Source organism: Streptomyces blattellae (assembly GCF_009709555.1).
Classification (GTDB): Bacteria; Actinomycetota; Actinomycetes; order Streptomycetales; family Streptomycetaceae; genus Streptomyces; species Streptomyces blattellae.
The window spans coordinates 78,368-100,122 of the sequence record NZ_WJBG01000213.1 but is presented as its reverse complement, the minus strand read 5'-3'; the positions used below and the strand labels follow the sequence as shown (position 1 = coordinate 100,122).

Genomic DNA, 21,755 nt, shown 5'->3' with positions numbered 1-21,755 from the left:
TGATCAAAAGCGCCGAAGCGAACGCCGAAGACAACCCTTGATTCGCTGCGAGGTCTCGGGGGGAGGGCGAGCATGGAGACCGAGTCGGAGCCGTACGTCCGTCTTGCGACCCTGCGACAGCTGCACCAGGTCATGGCGGACATGAACACGGCCCGCAGCCTCGCGGACACACTGCAGACCGTCGCCGACGGCGTCGTGACCGGCCTCGGCTACGAGCTGGCATGCGTCAACCTGGTCCGGCCGGACGGCGATCTCGTCGTCGCCGCCTTCGCCGGCAACCCCGCCGCCGAGGCGCTCATCACCGGCCGGGTCGGCTCCCGCGAGTCCTGGGAGCGGCGGCTGGGCATGGGCGAGCAGTGGGGCGAGCTGGTCTTCATCCCGCACACCGAGGGCTGGGTCCTCGATGACGACGACGTACCGCAGTGGTACACCGACGGGCCCGCGCCCCGTTTCGAGGACGAGTGGCACCCGGCCGACCGGCTCTTCGCGCCGATGTTCATGCCCGGCGTGCAGGGCGGCGCGTGTGGCGAGCTGATCGGCGTACTGTCCGTGGACCGGCCGCGCAACGGCCGCCGGCCGGGCGCCTGGGGCCGCGAGGCCTTGCAGATGTACGCCTTTCAGGCCGCCATCGCCGTCAGCAACGCCCGTCTACGCGCGAATATGCAGCGGGCACTGGTCAGGCTCGAACGCGAGCAGCAGGCGCTGCGGGCGAGCGAGGAAAGCTTCCGGCAGGCCTTCGAGTACGCCCCCTCCGGCATGGCCATAGCCGAGATGGGCGGCGACCAGCACGGCCGGATACTCAGGACCAACGACGCCCTGTGCCGTCTGCTCGGCCGCCCCGCCTCCGCGATGCGCCGCTACTCCTTCTCCGACCTCGTCCACCCCGAGGACATAGGAACCCTGCTGCGGACCTCGGCGGAGGGCGGCCGGGCGGAACTCAGGCTCGGGCGCCGGGACGGGACGTACGTCTGGGTCTCCCTCCGCAACTCCGTGGTCGCCGACGCCGCCGACGGCCCCCGCTTCCTCCTCACCCACGTCGAGGACATCGAGGAGCGCAAGCGCCGCGAGCTCCAGCTCGCCCACCGCGCCTCCCACGACTCCCTCACCGGCCTGCCGAACTCCGCCGAACTGCGCGCCCGGCTCTCCTCCCGGCTCTGCCGGCGGCCCACCCACCCCGGCGCCCTCGACACCGTCGACGCGGCCTACGGCCAGGCCGCCTACGACGCCAACGGCCACGGCTTCGACTATCGCCCGGGCGGTGGCATCGATGTCTACGACGCCTACGACCACCACGTGCACAAGGTCGCCCCCGAGGGTGAGCACGACGACGGCACCAAGGGGCTCGCGGTCCTCTTCTGCGACCTCGACGGCTTCAAGTCGATCAACGACCGGTTTGGGCACAACGCGGGCGACGCGGTGCTCATCGAGGTGGCCAGGCGACTGTCGCGCGGGGTGCGCGACGGCGACACCGTCGCCCGGCTCGGCGGTGACGAGTTCGTCGTCCTCGCCGACGGGCTCGGGCGGGCCGACGCGGCGGACCTCGCGGCCCGGTTGCGCACCGAGATCATCCAGCCGATCCGGGTCGACGGCCGCGCCATGCGGGTCGGCGCCAGCTTCGGTATCGGGTGGGCACATTGCGGGATGACTGCGGACGAAGTGCTGAAGTCCGCTGACGAGCGGATGTACGTCGAGAAACGATCGCGTCCCAAACAGCACAGACGTGCCGGATGACCGCAGGTCAGTGAGTTGATGCGACCGGAGTCACCCATTTGGGCCTCGCGGAGCGGGTAGGCTCGCCAATCTGACCTATACACCGCATCCGCACCGCACCTGTTGAGGAGACCTAGGGATGACGCCCGGCAACAACGGCGCGAGCACGCCCGAGGACGACGACCCGTTCGGCTACCTCTACGCCGACGGTCAGGCCAACGGCGCCCAGCCGCCCTCCGGCGGCTACGGCTACCCCGGCTCCGTTGGCTCCGTCAACAGAGCGCGTTCGGTCGGCCAGCGCCAGTACGGCCAGCAGGCCGCCGCCCCCGCGGCCCCCACCGCACCCACCGCGCAGTACGGCCAGACCGTGCCGCAGCAGCAGGGCGCCTTCGGCCAGCCGAGCGCGCACTATGCCGCGCCGGAGACGTTCCCCGGCGGCGGCGCCCCCACGGCCCCGCCCCAGCCGTCGTACGGCGCCGGCGGCGGTGGCCGGGGAGGTGGCCCGAACACCAAGGGGCTGCTGATCGGTGCGGTCGCGGTGGTCGCCGCGGTGGTCATCGGAATCAGCGTGGCCGTGGTGGGCGGCGACGACTCGGAGGGCGACGGCACGGGCAACCAGGCGGGTTCGACCCCGTCCCAGTCCCAGAGCGCCGAGCCGAGCCAGTCGGCGAGCGGCAGCGCCGAGAGCGAGGCCGAGCTGCCGACAACCGACGGGAAGGCACTCCGGCTGGGCGGCACCGCCGCACTGGCCTCGGACGTCGAGGGCGCCCAGTCGGACGGCGGCGTCTACGTCGGCAACCTCAACCAGGTCGGCAACTCGGTGACCTGGACGGTCAGCGGCATTCCCAAGGACGGCGTCTACACGCTCTTCGCCCGCTACAGCGCGGCCGGCGAGGACCAGTCGATGACGCTCACCGTCAACGGCAAGCAGTTCGGCTCCAAGATGGGCATGAAGAACTACGCGGGGGCCGATGACGGCGACTTCGCGAAGGGGTGGACCACGACGTATGCGTGGCCGTCCCTCACCAAGGGCACCAACACGATCTCGCTCTCCTGCGAGAACGGCGACAAGTGCGATGTCCTGCTGGACCAGCTGTGGCTGAAGGAAGGCCAGGTCCAGGACTAGGCCAAGGACCAGGCCAAAGAGACGGTGACCGACCGGGCCCGGCCCCGGTCGGTCACCGTCTCGCTGACTGCCGTACGGGTCAGGCGGGTTGGGGATGTTGGGGATGCTGGGGATCGACCACCCATTCACCCCGGTGCATGACGCCCTTGAGGTTGAAGTCCGTGTCGAGGAGCACCAGGTCCGCGTACTTGCCCGGTTCGAGGGAGCCCACCTCGTCGTACATCCCCAGGAGCTTGGCCGGGTTGGCGGAGAGGGCCGTGACGGTGGCCTCGACCGGGAGGCGGTCGAGTGTCACCGCACGCTTGAAGGCGCGGTCCAGGGTGAGGGTGGAGCCCGCGATCGAGCCGCCCTCCACCAGCCGGGCCACGCCGTCGCTGACCTCGACCTCCAGTGGGCCGAGCAGGTAGCGGCCGTCGCCGAAGCCGGCCGCGTCCATCGCGTCGGTGATGAACGCGACGCGGTCCGCTCCCGCGTGGTGGAAGGCGAGTTGGAGGGAGGCGGGGTGGAGGTGCGTGCCGTCGTTGATCAGCTCGATCGTCACGCGGTCGTCCTCCAGCAGGGCGGCGATCGGGCCGGGGGCGCGGTGGCCGAGCGTCGGCATCGCGTTGAAGAGGTGCGTCGCGACCGTCGCGCCCGCCTCGATCGCCTCGACCGTCTGCTCGTACGTCGCGTCCGTGTGGCCGATCGCCGCGATGACGCCGTGCTCGGTCAGGAGTCTCACCGAGTCGATGCCGCCCGGGAGTTCGGTCGCGAGCGTGACCATCTTCGCCTTGCCGCGCGCCGCGTCGATCAGTTTGCGGACCTCCGCGGGGTCCGGGTCCCGCAGCAGTGCCTCGGAGTGTGCGCCCTTGCGGCACGGTGAGATGAACGGGCCCTCGAAGTGGATGCCGGCGATGTCGCCCTGCTCGGCGAGTTCGCTGAGCAGGCCCGCCTGCCGGACCAGGAGGTCCATGTCGCCGGTGACGGTGGAGGCGACGAGGGTGGTGGTGCCGTGCAGGCGGTGCGTGCGGATGCCGGTGACCACGTCGTTCGCGGTGCCTGACGTGAAGGAGGCTCCGCCGCCGCCGTGATTGTGGATGTCTACGAAGCCGGGCACCAGCCAGTGGCCGGTTACGTCGACGACCTGGGCGTTTTCCGGGGCTGTGCGGGCGATTCGAGTGCCGTCGACGATCAGTGAGCCGTCTTTGACGGTTCCCGTCGGCATGACCACGTTGGCACCGGACAGGATGAGGGGCGCCTTCGCCGTCGAGGGGTGCGGGTCGTGTGTGGCTGGTCGCGCGCACGCGGCGGTAGCCGCACATTCAGCGCTGTCCCGCGCCCCTGGGTTGGCGGCCATCAGGTGGTTACCTCCGTATGGTCGGTTGAGTTCAGGAGATCCCAGGCCAGCAGGCCTGCACCGAGGCAGCCGGCGGTGTCCCCCAGGGCCGCCGGGACTGTCGTCGGCAGTTTCTGGAAGGTCACGCGTTCCTTCACCGCGTCCCGCAGCGGTGTGAACAACGTTTCCCCCGCCTCGGCCAGCCCGCCACCGATGATCAGCGTGCGGGGGTCCAGCAGGGTGAGGGCGGTGACCAGGCCGTCGGCCAGGGCGGAGACGGCCCGGTCCCAGACGGCCTCCGCCTTCGGGTCGCCGGAGACCACGGCCTTCGCGCAGTCCGCCGCGTCCGCCTCGGGGTTTCCGGACGCCTCGGCCCAGGCCTCGCTCACCGCCGCCGCCGACGCGTAGCGCTCCAGGCAGCCGGCCTGACCGCACGGACACGGAGCCCCCGCCGGTCGTACGACGATGTGGCCGATCTCGCCCGCGAAGCCGTGGGCGCCCGACTCCACCCGGCCCTCGATGCCGATCGCGCCCGCTATGCCGGTGCCGAGGGCGACGAAGAGGAAGCGGTCGGCGCCCCGGCCCGCGCCGATGCGGCCCTCGGCGAGGCCGCCGGTGCGGACGTCGTGGCCGAGGGCGACGGGGACGTTGCCGATGCGAGCGGTGAGCAGGTCGCGCAGGGGTACGTCGCGCCAGCCGAGGTTGGCCGAGTAGGCGGCGATGCCGTGCTCCTCGTCGACGATGCCGGGGACGGCGACTCCGGCGGCGGCAGCGGGCTCGCCGAAGGCCTGCTCGCCGTACGCGCGCAGCTCCGCCGCGAAGTCGAGGATGCTCTCGACGACGGCCCCGGGCCCGCGGTCGCGGCCGGTGGCGCGGCGGTCCTGGTGCAGCAGCTCGCCCTTCGCCCCTACCAGGGCGGCCTTCATCCCAGTGCCGCCCACGTCGAGGGCGATGACATGTCTCACGGGGAACAGTGTGGCCCGTGGACCCATAAGAGGTCTAGTCCACTGTGCGGTGTAGGCCTTTTGGTGACATTTCTTGGGGGAGGTGGAGGGGAGTGCAGGGGAGGGGAGGGGGATAGCGTGCGGGTATGGAGCAACTGGGCCGCAGGGAGCAGGACATCCTCGCGCTCGAACGCCGGGGCTTTTCGGGGCCGGGCGCGAAGGAGCGGGCGATACGGGAGGAGCTGGGGCTGGCGCCGGTGCGGTATTTCCAGCTGCTGAATGCCCTGCTGGACGACCCGAGGGCACTGGCGCACGACCCGGTGACGGTGAACAGGCTGAGAAGGGTCAGACAAGCGCGGCGAGCGGAACGGTAGCGCTCCGCTGGGAGTGCCCGGATGTGTCGTCTTTTTGTCCGCGGCGCCATCGTGGCTGGTCGCGCAGTTCCCCGCGCCCCTTTGGGGCGCTGCTGAACCGCAGCCGACCTGCTGATCCGGGGGTACGATCCCGCCTCCCTGGATAGGGTCGCCCCATGGGCAGCCCCGCGGACTCGACAGCCGACCCCTTGCCGACCCCCGTCACCCAGCCCGGCCGGGCCGGGCTCGCCGCGATTCTTGAGCGGCCCGGCAGGGCGATGATCGCCCTCGACTTCGACGGGACGCTCGCGCCGATCGTGGCGGATCCCGAGCGGGCGCGGGCGCACCCGGAGGCGGTGCCGGCGTTGGCCGCGCTCGCGCCGAAGGTGGCGGCCGTCGCCGTGGTCACCGGGCGTCCGGCCGACGTCGCCGTACGGTTCGGCGGCTTCTCCGGGGTCCCCGGGCTGGAGCACCTCGTGGTCCTCGGCCACTACGGCGCCGAACGCTGGGACGCCGTCAGCGACACCGTCACCGCCCCGCCGACCGACCCCGGTGTCGCCGCGGTACGCGCGGAGCTGCCGGCGCTCCTGGACGGGACCAGCGCCTGGATCGAGGAGAAGGGCGGCCGGGCCGTCGCCGTGCACACGCGGCGTGCCGACGATCCGCAGGCCGCCTTCGAGGCCCTCCGCGAGCCGCTCGCCGACCTCGCCACCCGCCACGGGCTGGTCGTGGAGCCGGGTCGCCTGGTCCTCGAACTCCGCCCACCCGGCATGGACAAGGGCGTGGCCCTCGCCGGCTTCGCCCGCGAAATCGCCGCCGAGTCCGTCCTCTACGCGGGCGACGACCTCGGTGACCTCCCCGCCTACTCGGCTGTCGGCGAACTCCGCTCCGCCGGCACCCCCGGCCTGCTGGTGTGCAGCGGCAGCGACGAGGTGACCGAGCTGAGGGAACGGGCGGACGTGGTGGTGGACGGTCCGGCCGGGGTCGTACGGCTACTGGCGGGGCTGGCGGCCCGTATCGGGTAGGGCGTGCAGCTGGTCCAGGAACCACTGGGCCGGCGGCAGTGACGTCGCGGTCGCCGCCAGCCGTTTCGTCCGCTCCGCCCGCTCCCCGGCCGGCATCGTCAGCGCCTCGTACAACGCCTCGGCCGTGCCCGTCACGTCGTACGGGTTCACGGCGATCGCGTCCTCGCCCAGCTCCTCGTACGCCCCCGCCTCCCGGGAAAGCACCAGCACGCACCCGTCGTCGGAGACGACCGGCACCTCCTTGGCGACCAGGTTCATGCCGTCGCGGATCGGGTTGACCAGGGCCACGTCCGCCAGCCGGTACGCCGCCAGCGAGCGGGCGAAGTCGTCCTTCACATGCAGCACGACCGGCGTCCAGTCCGCCGTCCCGTACCCGGAGTTGATCTCGTCCGCGAGCCGCTGCACCTCGGCCGTGTACTCCCGGTAGACGGCCAGATCCTGCCGTGACGGATACGCGAACGCGACATGGACCACCCGCCCCCGCAGCTCGGGGTGGTCGTCCAGGAGCTGCCGGTACGCCAGCAGGCCGCGCACGATGTTCTTGGACAGCTCGGTCCGGTCGACCCGTACGACGGTCTGCCGGCCCGCGCCGATCTCGGCCCGCAGCGCGACGATCCGTTCCTCCACGTCGGTCTCGTGCGCGCGCTGCCGCAGGAAGTCGGCGTCGGCGCCCAGCCCGTGCACACCGACCCGGGTGTCGCCGAGCCCGCCGACGACGGCCTCGGCGCAGGCGGTGAACGCGTCGGCCCAGCGGTGGGTGAGGAAGCCCAGCCGGTCGGCGCCGAGCATCCCGCGCAGCACCTGCCCGGCGATGTCGTCCGGCAGCATGCGGAAGTAGTCGACCGGCGCCCAGGGGGTGTGCGAGAAGTGGCCGATGCGCAGGTCGGGGCGGAGTTCGCGGAGCATCCCCGGCACCAGCGTCAGGTGGTAGTCCTGCACCAGCGCCGCGGCCCCGGACGCCGCCTCCTCGGCCAGCGCCTCGGCAAAGGCCCGGTTGTAGCGGACGTACGACTCCCACCGCCGCCGGAACTCCGCGTCGAACACCGGCTCCAGCGGGGTCTGGTACAGCATGTGGTGCACGAACCAGAGGACCGAGTTCGCGATGCCGTTGTACGCGTCCGAGTGCACGCCGGCCGGAATGTCCAGCATCCGCACGCCGGACTCTCCCACTCCGCGCCGGACCGCCTCGCGGTCGCCGTCGCCGAGCGCCGAGCAGACCCACAGGGCACCCGCGTCCGGGCCGATCGCCGAGAGACCGGACACCAGCCCGCCGCCGCCGCGTCTGGCGCGCAGGGAGCCGTCCTCGTGGACCTGGTAAGAGACCGGTCCGCGGTTGGAGGCGACCAGTACCTGCGCAGCACCGAAGGTTGCAGCCATACGCCTCAACCTAGCCCGGGCCAGAACCGCTCAAACGTACGGCTCAGCTGTATACAACCGGCGCATCCCGCTACGCCACGCGCACGTCACGCGCAGGTTTATGCCGCTTTGCGTGACTGGTACTCGGCGATGTCCGCCATCGGAGGCCGTTCCTCCGTGTCCACGGAGTAGGTGCGGGGTTCGAATCCGTCCTCGCTCCGTTCGAACTGGGTGAGGGACGGACGGATCAGATGGCCGCGGGCCAGCCTCAGCTGGGCCGTGCGGTAGATCGCGGCCGACATGCGGCCCAGCGCCTGCCCGTCCTGGTGCCGGTGCTTGCGCACGCCGACGTCGACCTGGGCGAGGGCGTCCAGGCCCACCAGGTGCAGGGCGTCGACCAGCATGCCCAGCTCCACGCCGTAGCCGACGGGGAACGGGAGCTGTTCCAGCAGCGAGCGGCGGGCCGCGTACTCGCCGCCCAGCGGCTGGACGAATCCGGCCAGCAGCGGCCAGTGCATGTTCAGCAGCGGGCGGGCCATCAGCTCGGTGACCCGGCCGCCCTGGCCTGCCGCGCCGGCGAGCGGACGGTCGTACATCCCCTTGACGAGGTCGACCTCCGGGTCGGTGAGCAGCGGGCCGACGATGCCCGAGACGAAGTCCGACTCGAACTCCCTCAGGTCCGCGTCGATGAAGCAGACGATGTCACCGCCGGTGACGAGGAGCGAGCGCCACAGGACCTCGCCCTTGCCGGGGACGGCCGGAATGCGCGGCAGTATGTCGTCGCGGTGGACGACCCGGGCGCCCGCGGCGGCGGCCACCTCGGAGGTGCGGTCGGTCGATCCCGAGTCGACGACGACGATCTCGTCGACGAGCGGGACCTGGCGCATGAGGTCGTGACGGATCACGGCGACGATGTCGCCGACCGTCTCCTCCTCGTTGAGCGCGGGCAGCACGACGCTGACCGTCTGCCCGGTGGCGCGTTTCGCGGCCAGGATCTGACGCAGCGGGCGATCGGTCACGGACCAGGAGCGTGTGCTCAGCCAGCGCTCGACTTCTTCCAGCACAGTAAGCGGCTCCTCACTGTCGCGGATCACGACTTGAGGTGTGTGATCCATCTCGCGGTTCGGACGACTATCTCAACTGTCCTGGCCTTCGGTTACAGTCTTGAACAACGCTGATGACCATCGCATGTCGGGGGTCGTCGGCGACCACAACCGCACAACAACCGCATACAGCTCATCCAGAGGGGCAGAGGGATACGGCCCGATGAAGCCCCGGCAACCCTCCAGTCGGTACTCGTAGATCAGACTCATGGATCAGACTCATAGATTCAGTCTTGATCGTTCTCCGCGAGGCTCCCGGCTAGGGAAGGTGCCAAATCCGTCTCACGGCGAAGTGCGTCGTGAGGAAGATGAGGAGAAAGGGCCTCGCCTCACATGGCTGCGCAGACAGTTGCAAGCACCACCGACACCGGCAACACCGACACCGTGGACCTCGGCCCCGCCGCGGCCCTCTCGTGCCGTGAATGCGGTCACCGAGTACCCCTCGGCCCGCTCTTCGCGTGCGAGGAGTGTTTCGGCCCGCTGGAGATCGCCTACGACTTCTCGGCCTACGACGCCGAAGAGCTCCGCAAGCAGATCGAGGCGGGACCCGCGAACATCTGGCGGTACGCACCGCTGCTGCCCGTCCCCGCGGACGTGGCCGGCAAGCCCAACCTCAACCCGGGCTGGACCAAGCTCGTCAAGGCCGGCAACCTCGCGCGTGAGCTGGGCGTGACCGGCGGGCTGTATGTGAAGGACGACTCCGGCAATCCGACGCACTCCTTCAAGGACCGGGTGGTGGCGCAGGCGCTGGAGGCGGCGAGGGCCTTCGGCTTCACGACGCTGTCCTGCTCGTCGACGGGCAATCTGGCCGGCGCCGTCGGTGCCGCCGCCGCCCGCGCCGGCCTGCGCTCCTGCGTGTTCATCCCGCACGACCTGGAGCAGGGCAAGGTCGTCATGGCCGCGGTCTACGGCGGCGAACTCGTCGGTATCGAGGGCAACTACGACGACGTGAACCGCTTCTGCTCCGAGCTGATCGGCGACCCGGCCGGCGAGGGCTGGGGCTTCGTCAACGTCAACCTGCGGCCGTACTACGCGGAAGGGTCCAAGACCCTGGCGTACGAGATCTGCGAGCAGCTCGGCTGGCGGCTGCCCGACCAGATCGTGGTGCCGATCGCCTCCGGCTCGCAGCTCACGAAGGTCGACAAGGGGCTGCAGGAGCTGATCAAGCTCGGGCTCGTCGAGGACAAGCCGTACAAGATCTTCGGCGCGCAGGCCGAGGGCTGCTCGCCGGTGTCCGTCGCCTTCAAGGGCGGCCATGACGTCGTCCGGCCGCAGAAGCCGGACACGATCGCCAAGTCGCTGGCGATCGGCAACCCGGCGGACGGTCCGTACGTCCTCGACATCGCTCGGCGTACCGGGGGTGCGGTGGAGGACGTGAACGACGAGCAGGTCGTCGACGCGATCAGGCTTCTTGCGCGGACCGAGGGCATCTTCGCGGAGACCGCCGGTGGTGTGACGGTCGGTGTCACCCGGAAGCTCATCGAGAACGGGGTTCTCGACCCGGCGAAGACGACGGTCGTGTTGAACACCGGCGACGGGCTCAAGACGCTGGATGCGGTGGCCGGCACGGGGCTGACCGCGACTATTCGGCCCAACCTGGATTCGTTCCGTGAGGCGGGTCTCGGGTAGGGCCCGTCCCCATCATTTCGTCTGCGGGCCGGTGGGGGCTGGTCGCGCCCGCGCGGCGGTAGCCGCATATCGAAACTGCCCCGCGCCCCTTCAGGGCGCCTATCTGACCGGAGGTCACACCGTGAGCGTCAACGTCCGAATCCCCACCATCCTGCGCACCTACACCGGTGGTCAGGCCGAGGTCTCCGCCGAGGGGGCGACCCTCGCCGACGTCATCTCCGACCTGGAGAAGAACCACACCGGCATCGCGGCCCGCATCCTCGACGATCAGGGGAAGCTGCGGCGGTTCGTCAATGTGTACGTCAATGACGACGACGTCCGTTTTGAGCAGGGGCTTCAGACGGCGACGCCGGACGGGGCGGGGGTCTCGATCATCCCGGCGGTCGCGGGCGGCTGAGTCACGCATTGTTCATCGAATGGCCCCCTCCGTGAGAGAAGCGGAGGGGGCCATTCTCTATGGTTGAGCACGGTACAGTTGGGGAACGTGCTCGGGCTTTCATGCCGGGCGCATATGAGTTCCGCCCGCACGGCCGACAAGAAGTAGCCAAAGTGTGCGGGCTTTTTGCGTCATTCATTCCTTTTATCGGGTCCGACTTGCCCTGGGTTTCCATGAATTCTCCGCATTTCGGCGACCGGCCGTGCCCAGATTTCTCGTCCGATTGACCTGTTGCAGACGGCAGTTGGACAGATACATTCAGCCGCGGTCGACGCGTTCCGGCGCACGCCCCCAACCGTGGGGGGTGAGGTCTGACCCGGATCCGCGAAGTGTGGATCTGTGCAAGGGCCAGTAATAGGGGAGTTAGGCATGGCTCAGGGCACCGTCAAGTGGTTCAACGCGGAGAAGGGGTACGGCTTCATCGCGGTCGACGGTGGTGCGGATGTATTCGTCCACTACAGCGCGATTCAGATGGACGGCTACCGCACCCTGGAAGAGGGTCAGCGGGTCGATTTCGAGATCTCGCAGGGCCAGAAGGGGCCGCAGGCGGACATGGTCCGGCTGGCGGCAGGCTGAAGCACGCGCCGACTGACTGCAGCGACGTTCTTCTGTTCTTCTTCGGAGGGCTCGTTTCCCATGGGGAGTCATGGGTTGCGAGCCCTCCGGCATGTCCGGACCATGCCCGGATCATGTCCGGACGCCCTGCCCCGCCTGGGCGATCACTGGACAGCGCTTGCTCCCACCCGCCACCCGACCACCACCCCTCAACGAGCCCGCTTCGCGGGCACGCCTTGCACTCGGCATGGGCGAGTGCTAATCATTGGCGTTAGCACTCTGAAGGTGAGAGTGACAAGAAGGACCGGGTCGGTGAGGCCCGATGACCGGGTGGGGCAAGGAACCAGTCGGTCGGGGGCCGTCCGTCGCGGGCGCCAGCGCGGTCCGGAGCAATCCACCCCAGTCCGGGAGGACCACTTCACATGGCCAAGATCATCGCGTTCGACGAGGAGGCGCGGCGCGGCCTCGAGCGCGGCATGAACCAGCTCGCGGACGCCGTGAAGGTGACGCTCGGCCCCAAGGGCCGCAACGTCGTCCTCGAGAAGAAGTGGGGCGCCCCCACGATCACCAACGACGGTGTCTCCATCGCCAAGGAGATCGAGCTCGAGGACCCGTACGAGAAGATCGGCGCCGAGCTGGTCAAGGAAGTCGCCAAGAAGACGGACGACGTCGCCGGCGACGGTACGACCACGGCGACCGTTCTCGCCCAGGCCCTGGTCAAGGAGGGCCTGCGCAACGTAGCCGCCGGCGCCAACCCGATGGCCCTCAAGCGCGGTATCGAGAAGGCCGTCGAGGCTGTCTCCGGTGCCCTCCTTGAGCAGGCCAAGGACGTGGAGACCAAGGAGCAGATCGCTTCCACGGCCTCCATCTCCGCCGCCGACACCCAGATCGGCGAGCTCATCGCCGAGGCGATGGACAAGGTCGGCAAGGAAGGCGTCATCACCGTCGAGGAGTCCCAGACCTTCGGTCTGGAGCTGGAACTCACCGAGGGTATGCGCTTCGACAAGGGCTACATCTCGGCGTACTTCGCCACCGACATGGAGCGTATGGAGGCCGTCCTCGACGACCCGTACATCCTGATCGCCAACTCCAAGATCTCCTCGGTCAAGGACCTGCTCCCGCTCCTGGAGAAGGTCATGCAGTCGGGCAAGCCGCTGCTGATCATCGCCGAGGACGTCGAGGGCGAGGCGCTGTCGACCCTGGTCGTCAACAAGATCCGCGGCACCTTCAAGTCCGTCGCCGTCAAGGCTCCGGGCTTCGGTGACCGCCGCAAGGCCATGCTCGGCGACATCGCCATCCTCACGGGCGGCGAGGTCATCTCCGAGGAGGTCGGCCTCAAGCTGGAGAACGCGACCCTGGACCTCCTGGGCCGCGCCCGCAAGATCGTCATCACCAAGGACGAGACCACCATCGTCGACGGCTCCGGCTCCGCCGACCAGGTCGCCGGCCGGGTCAACCAGATCCGTGCCGAGATCGAGAACAGCGACTCGGACTACGACCGCGAGAAGCTCCAGGAGCGTCTGGCGAAGCTGGCCGGCGGCGTGGCCGTCATCAAGGCCGGTGCCGCCACCGAGGTCGAGCTGAAGGAGCGCAAGCACCGCATCGAGGACGCCGTTCGCAACGCGAAGGCGGCCGTCGAGGAGGGCATCGTCGCCGGTGGTGGCGTGGCCCTGCTCCAGGCCTCCCAGGTGTTCGAGAAGCTGGAGCTCGAAGGTGACGAGGCGACCGGCGCCAACGCCGTGAAGCTCGCCCTGGAGGCCCCGCTGAAGCAGATCGCCGTCAACGGTGGTCTTGAGGGCGGCGTCGTCGTCGAGAAGGTGCGCAACCTGGCCGTCGGCCACGGCCTGAACGCCGCGTCCGGTGAATACGTCGACATGATCGCCGAAGGCATCATCGACCCGGCGAAGGTGACCCGTTCCGCGCTGCAGAACGCCGCCTCCATCGCCGCGCTGTTCCTCACCACCGAGGCCGTCATCGCCGACAAGCCGGAGAAGGCCGCCGCGCCGGCCGGTGGCGGCATGCCGGGCGGTGACATGGACTTCTGATCGACTCCGGTCGATCGCCTGTCCTTCACGACCGAGGGCGGCACTCCCTGTTCTTCACGGGGGTGCCGCCCTCGGCCGTTCACACGTTGCCCCCGTTGCCCCCGTTGCCCCCGTTGCCCATGGGCTCGATGTCGACGTGTACGGGCGTGCCCCAGACCCTCAGTACCTCATAGTCGGTGAACTCGTGCACCAGCCGGTACGCCGTGGCCGGGCGCGGTCCGCGACGCTGCGCGGCGAGATACAGCTCGGCCTCGCGCCGGTCGCGGCGCGGCGTGCCGCACAGCTGCCACGCCTGGCCGTTCCACATCTCCGGCAGCCAGCGCTGCTGCGGCTGCGGACGGTCGTCGCGGACGCCGTAGCGGGAGGGGGTGTGCTCGGGAGAGCGGGGGACGGCGGGGGCGGTGCCGTTGTACTCGGAGCGGCGGGCGGCTCGGCGGCGGGTCTCGCAGAGCAGGCAGAGGTCGGGGGCGGCGGTGTCGACCGGTCCGTTCGGGTGCTCGGCGCAGCGGGTGGTGGGGGCGGAGCTGGTCACGCTCTCGTCGAGGAGTTCCAGGGCACGGCGGAGGTCGGCCTTGACCTCGTGGAGGCGGGCGTCGGGGGTGTCGGCGGTGAGCGCGTCGCCGTGTTCGCCGAGGAGGCGGAGGGCCCGGCCCAGGGCGGTCAGCTGGGAGTGGTTCATGAGGGCGTGTCAGTCCGCGTAGTCCCTGAGTTCCGCGGTGTTCAAGGTGATGCCGACAGGGGCGGGCAACTCGACGATGGACCCCCACGGGTAGGACGATGCCTGCAGATACCGGCCGTCCTTCGGCTCGCAGTACACCGTGACGGTGTCGATGTCGCGGTCGATGAGCAGGTAGACGGGAATCTCGGCTCCTGCGTAGCCGACGGGCTTGTCGATACGGTCGCGTTGATTGGTGTCCCGGTCGTGGGAGGTGATCTCTACGGCCATGAGGGCGCCGTCGGATTCAGACCACTCGCCATGACCTTTGAAGTGGCCCACCGGTGCCAGGAACCCGTCCGTACGGGCGCGGCCCTTGCGGTACGCCTCGGCCTTGACGCCCCGCTCAGGCATGAGATTCAGCTCGGGCCGTTGCTGCATGCATTGGCGCACGAGCCACATGAAGATCTCGCCATGGTTGCCGTCCGGCATGGCCTTGACTACTACCTTTCCGTTGACGTACTCAAGCCGCACGGTTTCCGGAGCTGCGGCGGCCAGCTCCTCGAATTCGTCGACGTCGAGTGGCCCGTGCCGGATGCACAGCCGTCCGCCGAGGAATTCCAGCCGGTTCTTGATCTCCCTTGGAGCCCTGCGGACGAGTTCCTCGAAGTCCTCGACGGACATCTGCGGGCGTTCAGCGGTGTCAGGGGTCATGGCGTCGCCTCCTTCCTCCCATCCTGCCCCGGGGTGGTGCCGTCGGACTGTGGGCGCTGTCATACGGATGTCCTTTCGTGTCGTCGTAGGGACATTGCGGCACGGATCTCTGCCGCGCGGGCATGGATTGCGGAAGCTTGCAGGGGCGCGGGGTGGCGGTCGGGGGCGCGCTCGCCCCGGCACGCACCGCAGATGCCGCCGGGCAGGGCCGCCGGGCGGCCGGGTACTCGGCACTTCGCGCATTCCAGGATGCGGAGAGGTGGGCGCGGGGTGGGCCTTTCCGGTGGGAGCTTGGTGGTCAGGCGGTTCTGGATCAGGCCCGCAGGGTGATGGACCGGGGTGGGCAGGCCGGTCGTAAGGGCGTGGCGTACGTCTGCGTCGGTGGCGCCTCGGGCGTACCAGTCGGTGACGAGCGGGGCGAGGCGCGCGCATTCGGCCTCTGAGAGCGACAGCGCGGGGGTCTCGCGGCCGAGGGCGGCCAGGAGGATGTGGGCCCGGGAGCGGGTCGGGCGGGGGCCGTGGTCCGCGTCCGGTGGCTCCTGGGGTACGTCGCCCCGCGTGAACGCCGCCCACCAGGTGTCGTCGCGTGCGGTACGGGAGAACCACGATCGGGTGATCCATCGGGTGCCGCCGGAGTCGGAGGCGATGTGCTCGCGGCCTCGGCGCAAGTGGCCTGCCCGCTGGAGGTTGTTGAGGGCCGTGCGCAGGGCGCACTGTCCGTACGGAAGCTGCTTGGCCAGCGTCTTTACGGAGATGTCGGCGCCGTCGGGGAGGCGGTCGAGGTACGCGGCGATGGCGGCTTCGCGGGGCGGGAGGTGGGCGAAGTCGTGGTTCGTGCGGCGGAGTTGGTCGGGTGCGGAGCGTTTTCCGTAGCCCGGGTTGGCCATCGGGTGCGGGGTCGCGTGCGCGGACAGGGAGGCAGCACTAAGCTTGGCATCAGCCATGGGATCGGACCTCGTCAGCCTTCGATCTCGTTGGTTAAGCCCCCGCAGGTGTTGCTGCACCTGGCGGGGGCTGTTCGTTATTCGGGCACGCTAGACGAGCGTGACTGTGTGTGGCAAGTCGATCGCGTCAAGTCAACTCGCCGGGTGGGAGGGTGGGTTGAGACCCTCCACCCATTCCTTGGACAGAGGGCTCGGGGCTGGCCGCTTGAGCTTCGGGGCGTCAGCCCATGCTCTTCTGGCCGTCCAGGGACTCCCGGATGATGTCGGCGTGACCGGCGTGCTGGGCTGTCTCGGCGATGATGTGCAGCAGTGTCCTGCGGGCCGACCATCGAGCCCCGGGCTCGAACCACGGGGCCTCCGGCAGCAGCTGGGAGGCGTCCAGGTCGGGCAGCGTGGCGACCAACTCGTCCGTGCGGTGCGCCACTTCCTCGTACTCCTTGAGCACGTCGGCCAGCGTCTCGCCGGGGAGCATGTGGAACTCGTCGGCCCAGCGGGCCAAGTCGGCCTCGGTCATGGCGCTGAAATCGCCTATCGCCGACGGGCCGTTCCGGATGAAGTCCGCCCAGTTCCGCTCCACCGACGTGACGTGCTTGACCAGGCCGCCCAGGCACAGTTCGCTGACGGTGGTCCGCTGCCCCGCCTGCTCGTCGGTGAGGTCACGGGTGGTGAAACGCAGGAAGTGCCGGTGCCTGGCCAGCGACTCCAGCAGGTCGGTGCGCTCGTCGGTGACGGTGTTGTGCGTGGTCTCAGTCATGGCAGCCACGGTAGGAGCCGATTAGGTCAGTTTCTGACCGCGTTGACGAAGGCCGACCACGCCGACGCTCGGAATACGAGCTTCGGGCCGTGGGGGTTCTTGGAGTCGCGGACGGGGACGAGGGTGGGGAGGTCGTGGGTGACTTCGAGGCAGTCGCCGCCGCTGCCGCCGCTGTAGCTGGACTTGCGCCAGCGGGCGACTTCGAGGCAGTCGTCGCCACCGCCGCCGCTGTAGCTCGATTTGTGCCAGGTGGCCGTGCTCAGGTCGTAGTCAGGGATGTTCCTCATGGGCGTAATCCTGCGCCAACGCCTCGATCATTGCCAGGGACTTCTCCGGCGAGAGTGCGGAGGCCGTGAGGAGTTCGAAGGTGAACCTCAGCCGGGCGACGGTGGCCGGGTCGTCCTCCAGGCGTCCGGTGCGCACCCCCTCGAAGTAGACCAGTGGAGGGGCGTCTTCGAAGTCCATCAGCTTCAGCGGACCCTGCATTGCCGTGTGCGCCCCCGCTCCGAACGGCAGCACCTGCACGATGGCACGGTTTCGGCGGATCAGGCCCGCGATGTGGCGTAGTACCTCCGCCATCGTGGCTCGGCCACCCGTCACCCGGCGCAGCGCCGCCTCGTCAAGCACCGTCCACAACAACGGCTTTGTTGGGTCGTCGAGTAGACGAGTCCGCGCCATCCGACCGTCCACCCACTCCTCGATGGTCTCCTCCGGTGACGTCGGGTCGAACGCGCGGTTCACCGCCCGTGCGTACGCGGGCGTCTGGAGCAGGCCGGGGATCAGCATCGGCGCGTACTGGCGGATCGCCGTGGCTTCCGCCTCTGCCTCCGCCGCCTCCGCGAAGTGCTCGGGATAGCGGGACTTGGCCGCTGCCATGCAGTTCCGCGTGAAGAAGTCCTCCGTGCCGAGGACTTGATCCAGCATCCGCGCGTACTCCGGCAGCATCCGCCGCGTCCCCGCCTCCAACTGCCCGATGAACGAACCGCTCACGAACAGCCGCGCCCCCAGCTCCTCCTGGCTGAGACCGGCCTTCTCTCTGGCGTGGCGTAGTTCCGCACCCAACAGCGCTCGCGGTGACGACGACGGGTCGAGGTCCTTCGGTCCTGTCATGGCAACTCCCGGTACGACAACAGACGTTGTTGGGGCCCTCCGTATAGCCAGGTTAGGCAGGTGGCGGACACGCTGTGTCGTGAATCGCGAACTCAATGTGAAGGAGGGGCAGGCGTGCGCTCGACCGAAGAAGTAGTGGCGTCCTTGAAGGAGGCTCTCGTAGGTGTCGGCGTCCTCTTGCCGTCCCTGTGTGTGGACCCCGTCAGCGGCGCGAGCGACGAGCCGTTCGCCCTGGTCGACCTGGGGCGCTGCAATGTCCGTACCGCCGAGAAGCTGGCCTCCGTGCTGCGCGGGGAGAAGCCGGCGATCGGCGCGTACGTCGTGGATGTGCGCGGCGGGCACGTCGGCGAGGTCATGGGACACGTGGACGGCAACGTGCGGTTGCGGCCGGTCGGGGGCGGGCGGGAGTGGGACTGTCCGCCGGATTCGGTGGGGCCCGCACCGCGGGAAGAGGTGCTGCGGGCCCGGGTGCGGGGCGTCAACAAGGAGGGGCGGCTGCCTTGCTGAGCGCGGTGCGTCACGCGTCACCTGCGGGTCCGTTGTGGCTGGTCGCGCCCGCGCGGCGGAGCCGCACCTGTCACTGCCCCGCGCCCCTTGGGGCGCTCAAGCCCCCGAACACATACGTCGCCGCGAACCCCACCCCGTACCCCGTCACCAGCCCGCCCGCGTACACCGCGACCGTCACCGCCCACCCCCCGTCCCCGGCCAGCAGCGGAAACAGGGCCCATCCCGATGGTCCGATCGCTGTCGCGCCGACCCGTTCGCCGAGCATCGCGAACAGGCCCACGAAGGCACCGCCCGCCGCGCCGCCCGCGCAGGCGGTGAGGAAGGGGCGGCCCAGTGGGAGGGAGACGCCGTAGATCAGGGGTTCGCCGACGCCCAGCAGGCCTGCGGGGAGCGCGGACTTGATCGTCGTACGGATGGAGGTGTCGTGGCGCAGTCGGACGTAGACCGCGAGTGCCGCGCCGACCTGGCCCGCGCCCGCCATGGCGAGGATGGGGAGCAGGGTGGTGTGGCCCTGCTGGTCGATCAGCGTCATGTGGACGGGGATCAGGGCCTGGTGGAGGCCCAGCATCACGAGGGGGAGGAAGAGGCCGCCGAGGATCAGGCCGGCGAGGGCGCCGGTCGTCGTGAGGAGCCAGTTCGCGGCTGTGCCGACGGCGGTGGAGATCTCGCCGGCCGCGTACATGAGGCCGTAGAGCGTGGCCAGGCCGGAGACGAGGACCGTGAGGGTGGGGGTGAGGAGGACGTCCAGCGTTTCGGGGATGCGGGTGCGGCACCACTTCTCGATGTACGTCCCCAGCAACGCCGCCGCCAGTGCGCCGAGCACCCCGCCCTGGCCGGGCGCGAGGGCGGTCCCGAACGCCGTCACCTTCGCCACCCCGGGATACACGACGACCGCCGCCACCGCCCCGCCCAGCACCGGGGTGCCGCCGAACTCCTTCGCCGTGTTGTAGCCGACGAAGACCGCGATCAGGGCCATGAAGGCGGAGGAGATGGCGGTGAGGGCGGGGGTGAGGCCGGGCAGCCAGCCGGCGTTCAGCAGCAGGCCGCCCGCGCCCGCGAGGACGCCGCAGCCGATCAGGGCGGGGATGAGGGGGACGAAGATGTTCGCGACGCGGCGGAGGGTCTGTTTGAGCGGGGTCGCGTTGCGCTGCCGCTGGGCGGCCTTCAGCTCGGCGCCTTGCGAGGCGAGTTGAGAAGCCGGCGTCAGCAGCGCCTCGAACTCCGGCGTCACCCTCGCCACCACCCCCGGCCCCAGCACGATCTGGTACGTGTCGTCGTCGGCGACCACGCCCAGGACGCCGGGCACCGCCCGTACCGCCTCGTCGTCGACCAGGGTGCGGTCGGCGAGGCCCAGGCGGAGGCGGGTCATGCAGTGGGCGACGGAGGTGACGTTCGCGGGGCCGCCGACCAGGGGGAGGAGGGCGGCGGCCGTGGCGGCGGAGTCGTTGTGCACCCGCCGAGCGTGCGGGTTAGCCCCTCGCCGCCGCCAGCGCGGCACGCAGATGGCCGCCGGACTCCTCCAGAAGGCGGGCGGCCGTCGGGCCGTCGACGCCGGTGAGGATGGCCAGGATCGCGCTCTTCACCTCGCCGTCCGTGGCCGCGAGCGCGGCCTCGATCTCGTCGTCCGGTGCGCCGGTGGCGAGGGCGACGATACGGCGGGAGCGGGCGCGCAGCTTCTCGTTCGAGGCGCGTACGTCGACCATCAGGTTCCCGTACGTCTTGCCCAGCCGGATCATCGTGATCGTCGACAGCATGTTGAGCACGAGCTTCTGCGCCGTGCCCGCCTTGAGGCGGGTGGATCCGGTCACCAGCTCCGGTCCGACGACGATCTCGATGCCGTGCTCGGCCGCCGCCGCGAGCGCGCTGTCCGCGTTGCAGGCCAGGCCGACGGTCAGGGCACCCAGCTGCCGGGCGTGCTCCACGGCGCCCACGGCGTACGGGGTGCGGCCGGAGGCGGAGACGCCGACGACCGTGTCGACGGGCGTGAGGCCGAGGCCGTCGAGGTCCCGTCTCGCCAGCTCTCCGGAGTCCTCGGCCCCCTCGACGGAGGTGACCATGGCCTCCGGCCCGCCCGCGATCACCCCCACGACCTGGGAGGGGTCGGTGTTGAAGGTGGGCGGGCATTCGGAGGCGTCCAGGACACCGAGGCGGCCGGCGGTACCGGCGCCGGCGTAGACGAGCCGGCCGCCGCGAGCCATCCGTTCGGCCACGGCGTCGATGGCGGCGGCGATCTCCGGCAGCCTCTGGGCGACGGCGGTGGGGACGGTCGCGTCCTCGCCGTTCATGAGCCGGGCGATCTCAAGCGTGGGCAGCTGGTCGATGTCGGAGAGTTCGGGCCGGAACGCTTCGGTGGTCAGCGATTCCAGCTCGGCACGGACATCACGGTGAGGAGAGGTGGAGGTCATGAGGGGCGGCTCTTTCACTCAGGCACTCAAGGATCAGGGGCAGACAGACCTACGTCTACCGCGAACCGTTCCGATGCCGGTGCGCCAACGCCTCATAAGACGCCGACAACGCGGGCGCGGCCGTGTCGTACGTCCGCTGCGCGACCCCGATGAACAGGCAGTCCACGACGAGGAGCTGACTGGTGCGGGACGACATCGCCGCAGGCCGCAGCTCACTCTCCCGGGCCGTGGACGTCGTCAGCACATGATCGGCGTACTGGGACACCGGTCCGTCCGGGCGCCCCGTGATCGCGATCGTCGTGGCACCGTGCTCGAACGCGACGCGCAACGGCTCGATGACATCGCCCGTGGACCCGGAGTGAGTGATCGCGATCGCCACATCGCCTCCGCGGAGCTGCACCGCATTCGTCACGGCCAGGTGCGGATCGCTGTGCGCGTGGGCTATCAGGCCTATCCGCAGCAGCTTCTGGGTGAGGTCCTGCGCGACCAGCCCGGACGCCCCGACCCCGTACACATCGGCCCGGCGCGCGGAGGCCAGCGCGGACACGGCCGCGCCCAGCTGCACGGTGTCCAGCCCGGCCGCCGTGTCCGCGAGGGTCTGCTGCTCGTCGTAGGCGAGCTTGGCGACCACGTCGGCGATCGGGTCGTCGACGGCGATGTCGGTGGTGAGCGCGGGTGCGCGCCCGGACTGCTGCTGTGCGGCGAGTCCGGCGAGGGCGAGGCGCAGATCCCGGTAGCCGGGGTAGCCGAGCAGGCGGGCGGTGCGGACGACGGTAGCCTCGCTGGTGCCGGTGAGTTCGGCGAGTCCGGTGACCGTGAGGGCGGCGCAGCCGGCCGGGTCGTGGGCGACGGCTTCGGCGACGCGCTGCATGGAACGGGTCATCGACGGGGCGAGGGTGCGCACCTTGGCCGCGAGGGCGGCGGGGGCGGGTGGCGCGGGTCGTGCGGGTCGTGCGTCGGCAGGTCCGGTGCCGGTGCCGGTGCCTGTGTCTGCGCCTGTGTCTGTGCCTCTGCCTGTGTCTGTGCCGAAAATTTCCTTCACTTTCTGGGTCACCATTGAAAGATATTT

22 protein-coding genes and 1 riboswitch are annotated in these 21,755 nt (G+C 70.0%); of the genes, 9 read left to right on the top strand and 13 right to left on the bottom strand.

Annotated elements, in window-relative coordinates:
* The first annotated feature begins 72 nt into the window (after positions 1–72).
* Both cdgB and GFH49_RS29190 read left to right on the top strand, forming a co-directional pair.
* The gene (gene cdgB, locus GFH49_RS29195; RefSeq protein ID WP_155059053.1) at positions 73–1,731 is read left to right on the top strand and encodes a diguanylate cyclase CdgB; all 1,659 of its coding nucleotides are present in this window, start codon (positions 73–75) and stop codon (positions 1,729–1,731) included.
* 118 nt (positions 1,732–1,849) lie between these two features.
* Positions 1,850–2,836, top strand: a complete 987-nt coding sequence (locus GFH49_RS29190; RefSeq protein WP_155059052.1) for a carbohydrate-binding protein — start codon at positions 1,850–1,852, stop codon at positions 2,834–2,836.
* Between the two features lie 79 nt (positions 2,837–2,915).
* Here the strand turns inward: GFH49_RS29190 and nagA are convergent, their stop codons facing one another.
* Both nagA and GFH49_RS29180 read right to left on the bottom strand, forming a co-directional pair.
* Positions 2,916–4,064 carry an N-acetylglucosamine-6-phosphate deacetylase gene (nagA, locus tag GFH49_RS29185; RefSeq protein ID WP_155059103.1) on the bottom strand — a complete coding sequence of 383 codons (1,149 nt, stop codon included), beginning with the start codon at positions 4,062–4,064 and terminating at the stop codon, positions 2,916–2,918.
* Positions 4,065–4,171: 107 nt separating this feature from the next.
* Positions 4,172–5,143, bottom strand: a complete 972-nt coding sequence (locus tag GFH49_RS29180) for an ROK family protein (RefSeq protein WP_155059051.1) — start codon at positions 5,141–5,143, stop codon at positions 4,172–4,174.
* A 98-nt stretch (positions 5,144–5,241) separates the two neighbouring features.
* On the opposite strand from GFH49_RS29180, the gene GFH49_RS29175 reads away from it, so the two are divergent.
* Positions 5,242–5,469, top strand: coding sequence for a DUF3263 domain-containing protein (locus tag GFH49_RS29175; protein WP_155059050.1), 228 nt, complete (start codon positions 5,242–5,244; stop codon positions 5,467–5,469).
* A 155-nt stretch (positions 5,470–5,624) separates the two neighbouring features.
* A complete protein-coding gene (otsB, locus tag GFH49_RS29170) occupies positions 5,625–6,473 on the top strand; it encodes a trehalose-phosphatase (RefSeq protein ID WP_155059049.1) in 849 nt (282 codons plus the stop codon).
* Here otsB and GFH49_RS29165 read toward each other — a convergent pair.
* Together GFH49_RS29165 and GFH49_RS29160 are read right to left on the bottom strand one after the other, a co-directional pair.
* Positions 6,441–7,850, bottom strand: coding sequence for an alpha,alpha-trehalose-phosphate synthase (UDP-forming) (locus tag GFH49_RS29165; protein WP_155059048.1), 1,410 nt, complete (start codon positions 7,848–7,850; stop codon positions 6,441–6,443). The two genes, otsB and GFH49_RS29165, sit on opposite strands and share 33 nt — an antisense overlap.
* 98 nt (positions 7,851–7,948) lie before the next feature.
* Positions 7,949–8,893, bottom strand: a complete 945-nt coding sequence (locus tag GFH49_RS29160) for a glucosyl-3-phosphoglycerate synthase (RefSeq protein WP_155059047.1) — start codon at positions 8,891–8,893, stop codon at positions 7,949–7,951.
* 169 nt (positions 8,894–9,062) lie between these two features.
* Positions 9,063–9,247: riboswitch (SAM riboswitch) on the top strand.
* 18 nt (positions 9,248–9,265) lie between these two features.
* On the opposite strand from GFH49_RS29160, the gene thrC reads away from it, so the two are divergent.
* From thrC to groL, 4 genes are all read left to right on the top strand, one after another.
* Positions 9,266–10,561, top strand: coding sequence for a threonine synthase (thrC, locus tag GFH49_RS29155; RefSeq protein ID WP_155059046.1), 1,296 nt, complete (start codon positions 9,266–9,268; stop codon positions 10,559–10,561).
* A gap of 121 nt (positions 10,562–10,682) precedes the next feature.
* The gene (locus GFH49_RS29150) at positions 10,683–10,958 is read left to right on the top strand and encodes a MoaD/ThiS family protein (RefSeq protein WP_155059045.1); all 276 of its coding nucleotides are present in this window, start codon (positions 10,683–10,685) and stop codon (positions 10,956–10,958) included.
* A gap of 408 nt (positions 10,959–11,366) precedes the next feature.
* The gene (locus GFH49_RS29145; RefSeq protein WP_016436693.1) at positions 11,367–11,573 is read left to right on the top strand and encodes a cold-shock protein; all 207 of its coding nucleotides are present in this window, start codon (positions 11,367–11,369) and stop codon (positions 11,571–11,573) included.
* 401 nt (positions 11,574–11,974) lie between these two features.
* Positions 11,975–13,597: a chaperonin GroEL gene (gene groL, locus GFH49_RS29140; protein ID WP_155059044.1), complete on the top strand. Its 1,623-nt coding sequence runs from the start codon at positions 11,975–11,977 to the stop codon at positions 13,595–13,597.
* 79 nt (positions 13,598–13,676) lie between these two features.
* Here the strand turns inward: groL and GFH49_RS29135 are convergent, their stop codons facing one another.
* The 6 genes from GFH49_RS29135 to GFH49_RS29110 form a co-directional block, all read right to left on the bottom strand.
* Positions 13,677–14,276: a hypothetical protein gene (locus GFH49_RS29135; RefSeq protein WP_155059043.1), complete on the bottom strand. Its 600-nt coding sequence runs from the start codon at positions 14,274–14,276 to the stop codon at positions 13,677–13,679.
* Positions 14,277–14,285: 9 nt separating this feature from the next.
* Positions 14,286–14,966 (bottom strand): Uma2 family endonuclease, encoded by a 681-nt coding sequence (locus GFH49_RS29130; RefSeq protein ID WP_230396552.1) that lies wholly within the window; start codon positions 14,964–14,966, stop codon positions 14,286–14,288.
* A gap of 59 nt (positions 14,967–15,025) precedes the next feature.
* Entirely contained in the window at positions 15,026–15,853 is an 828-nt protein-coding gene (locus GFH49_RS29125) for a helix-turn-helix domain-containing protein (RefSeq protein WP_155059042.1), read from the bottom strand.
* Positions 15,854–16,130: 277 nt separating this feature from the next.
* Positions 16,131–16,664: a DinB family protein gene (locus GFH49_RS29120; RefSeq protein ID WP_155059041.1), complete on the bottom strand. Its 534-nt coding sequence runs from the start codon at positions 16,662–16,664 to the stop codon at positions 16,131–16,133.
* Between the two features lie 26 nt (positions 16,665–16,690).
* On the bottom strand, positions 16,691–16,951 hold the full coding sequence (locus GFH49_RS29115) for a DUF397 domain-containing protein (protein ID WP_155059040.1): 261 nt from the start codon (positions 16,949–16,951) through the stop codon (positions 16,691–16,693).
* Positions 16,935–17,774, bottom strand: a complete 840-nt coding sequence (locus GFH49_RS29110; protein WP_155059039.1) for a helix-turn-helix domain-containing protein — start codon at positions 17,772–17,774, stop codon at positions 16,935–16,937. Before GFH49_RS29110 ends, GFH49_RS29115 begins: the two co-directional genes overlap by 17 nt.
* 114 nt (positions 17,775–17,888) lie before the next feature.
* Here GFH49_RS29110 and GFH49_RS29105 point away from each other — a divergent pair, with 114 nt between their 5' ends.
* Positions 17,889–18,281: a hypothetical protein gene (locus tag GFH49_RS29105; RefSeq protein ID WP_155059038.1), complete on the top strand. Its 393-nt coding sequence runs from the start codon at positions 17,889–17,891 to the stop codon at positions 18,279–18,281.
* A gap of 70 nt (positions 18,282–18,351) precedes the next feature.
* On the opposite strand, the gene GFH49_RS29100 is transcribed toward GFH49_RS29105, so the two are convergent.
* From GFH49_RS29100 to GFH49_RS29090, 3 genes are read right to left on the bottom strand one after another with little or no spacing between them, the layout of a single operon-like run.
* The gene (locus tag GFH49_RS29100) at positions 18,352–19,734 is read right to left on the bottom strand and encodes a PTS transporter subunit EIIC (RefSeq protein ID WP_155059037.1); all 1,383 of its coding nucleotides are present in this window, start codon (positions 19,732–19,734) and stop codon (positions 18,352–18,354) included.
* Positions 19,735–19,750: 16 nt separating this feature from the next.
* Positions 19,751–20,686, bottom strand: coding sequence for an N-acetylmuramic acid 6-phosphate etherase (gene murQ / locus GFH49_RS29095; protein ID WP_155059036.1), 936 nt, complete (start codon positions 20,684–20,686; stop codon positions 19,751–19,753).
* 55 nt (positions 20,687–20,741) lie between these two features.
* Positions 20,742–21,740: a MurR/RpiR family transcriptional regulator gene (locus tag GFH49_RS29090; protein WP_408055967.1), complete on the bottom strand. Its 999-nt coding sequence runs from the start codon at positions 21,738–21,740 to the stop codon at positions 20,742–20,744.
* Between the last annotated feature and the right edge of the window lie 15 nt (positions 21,741–21,755).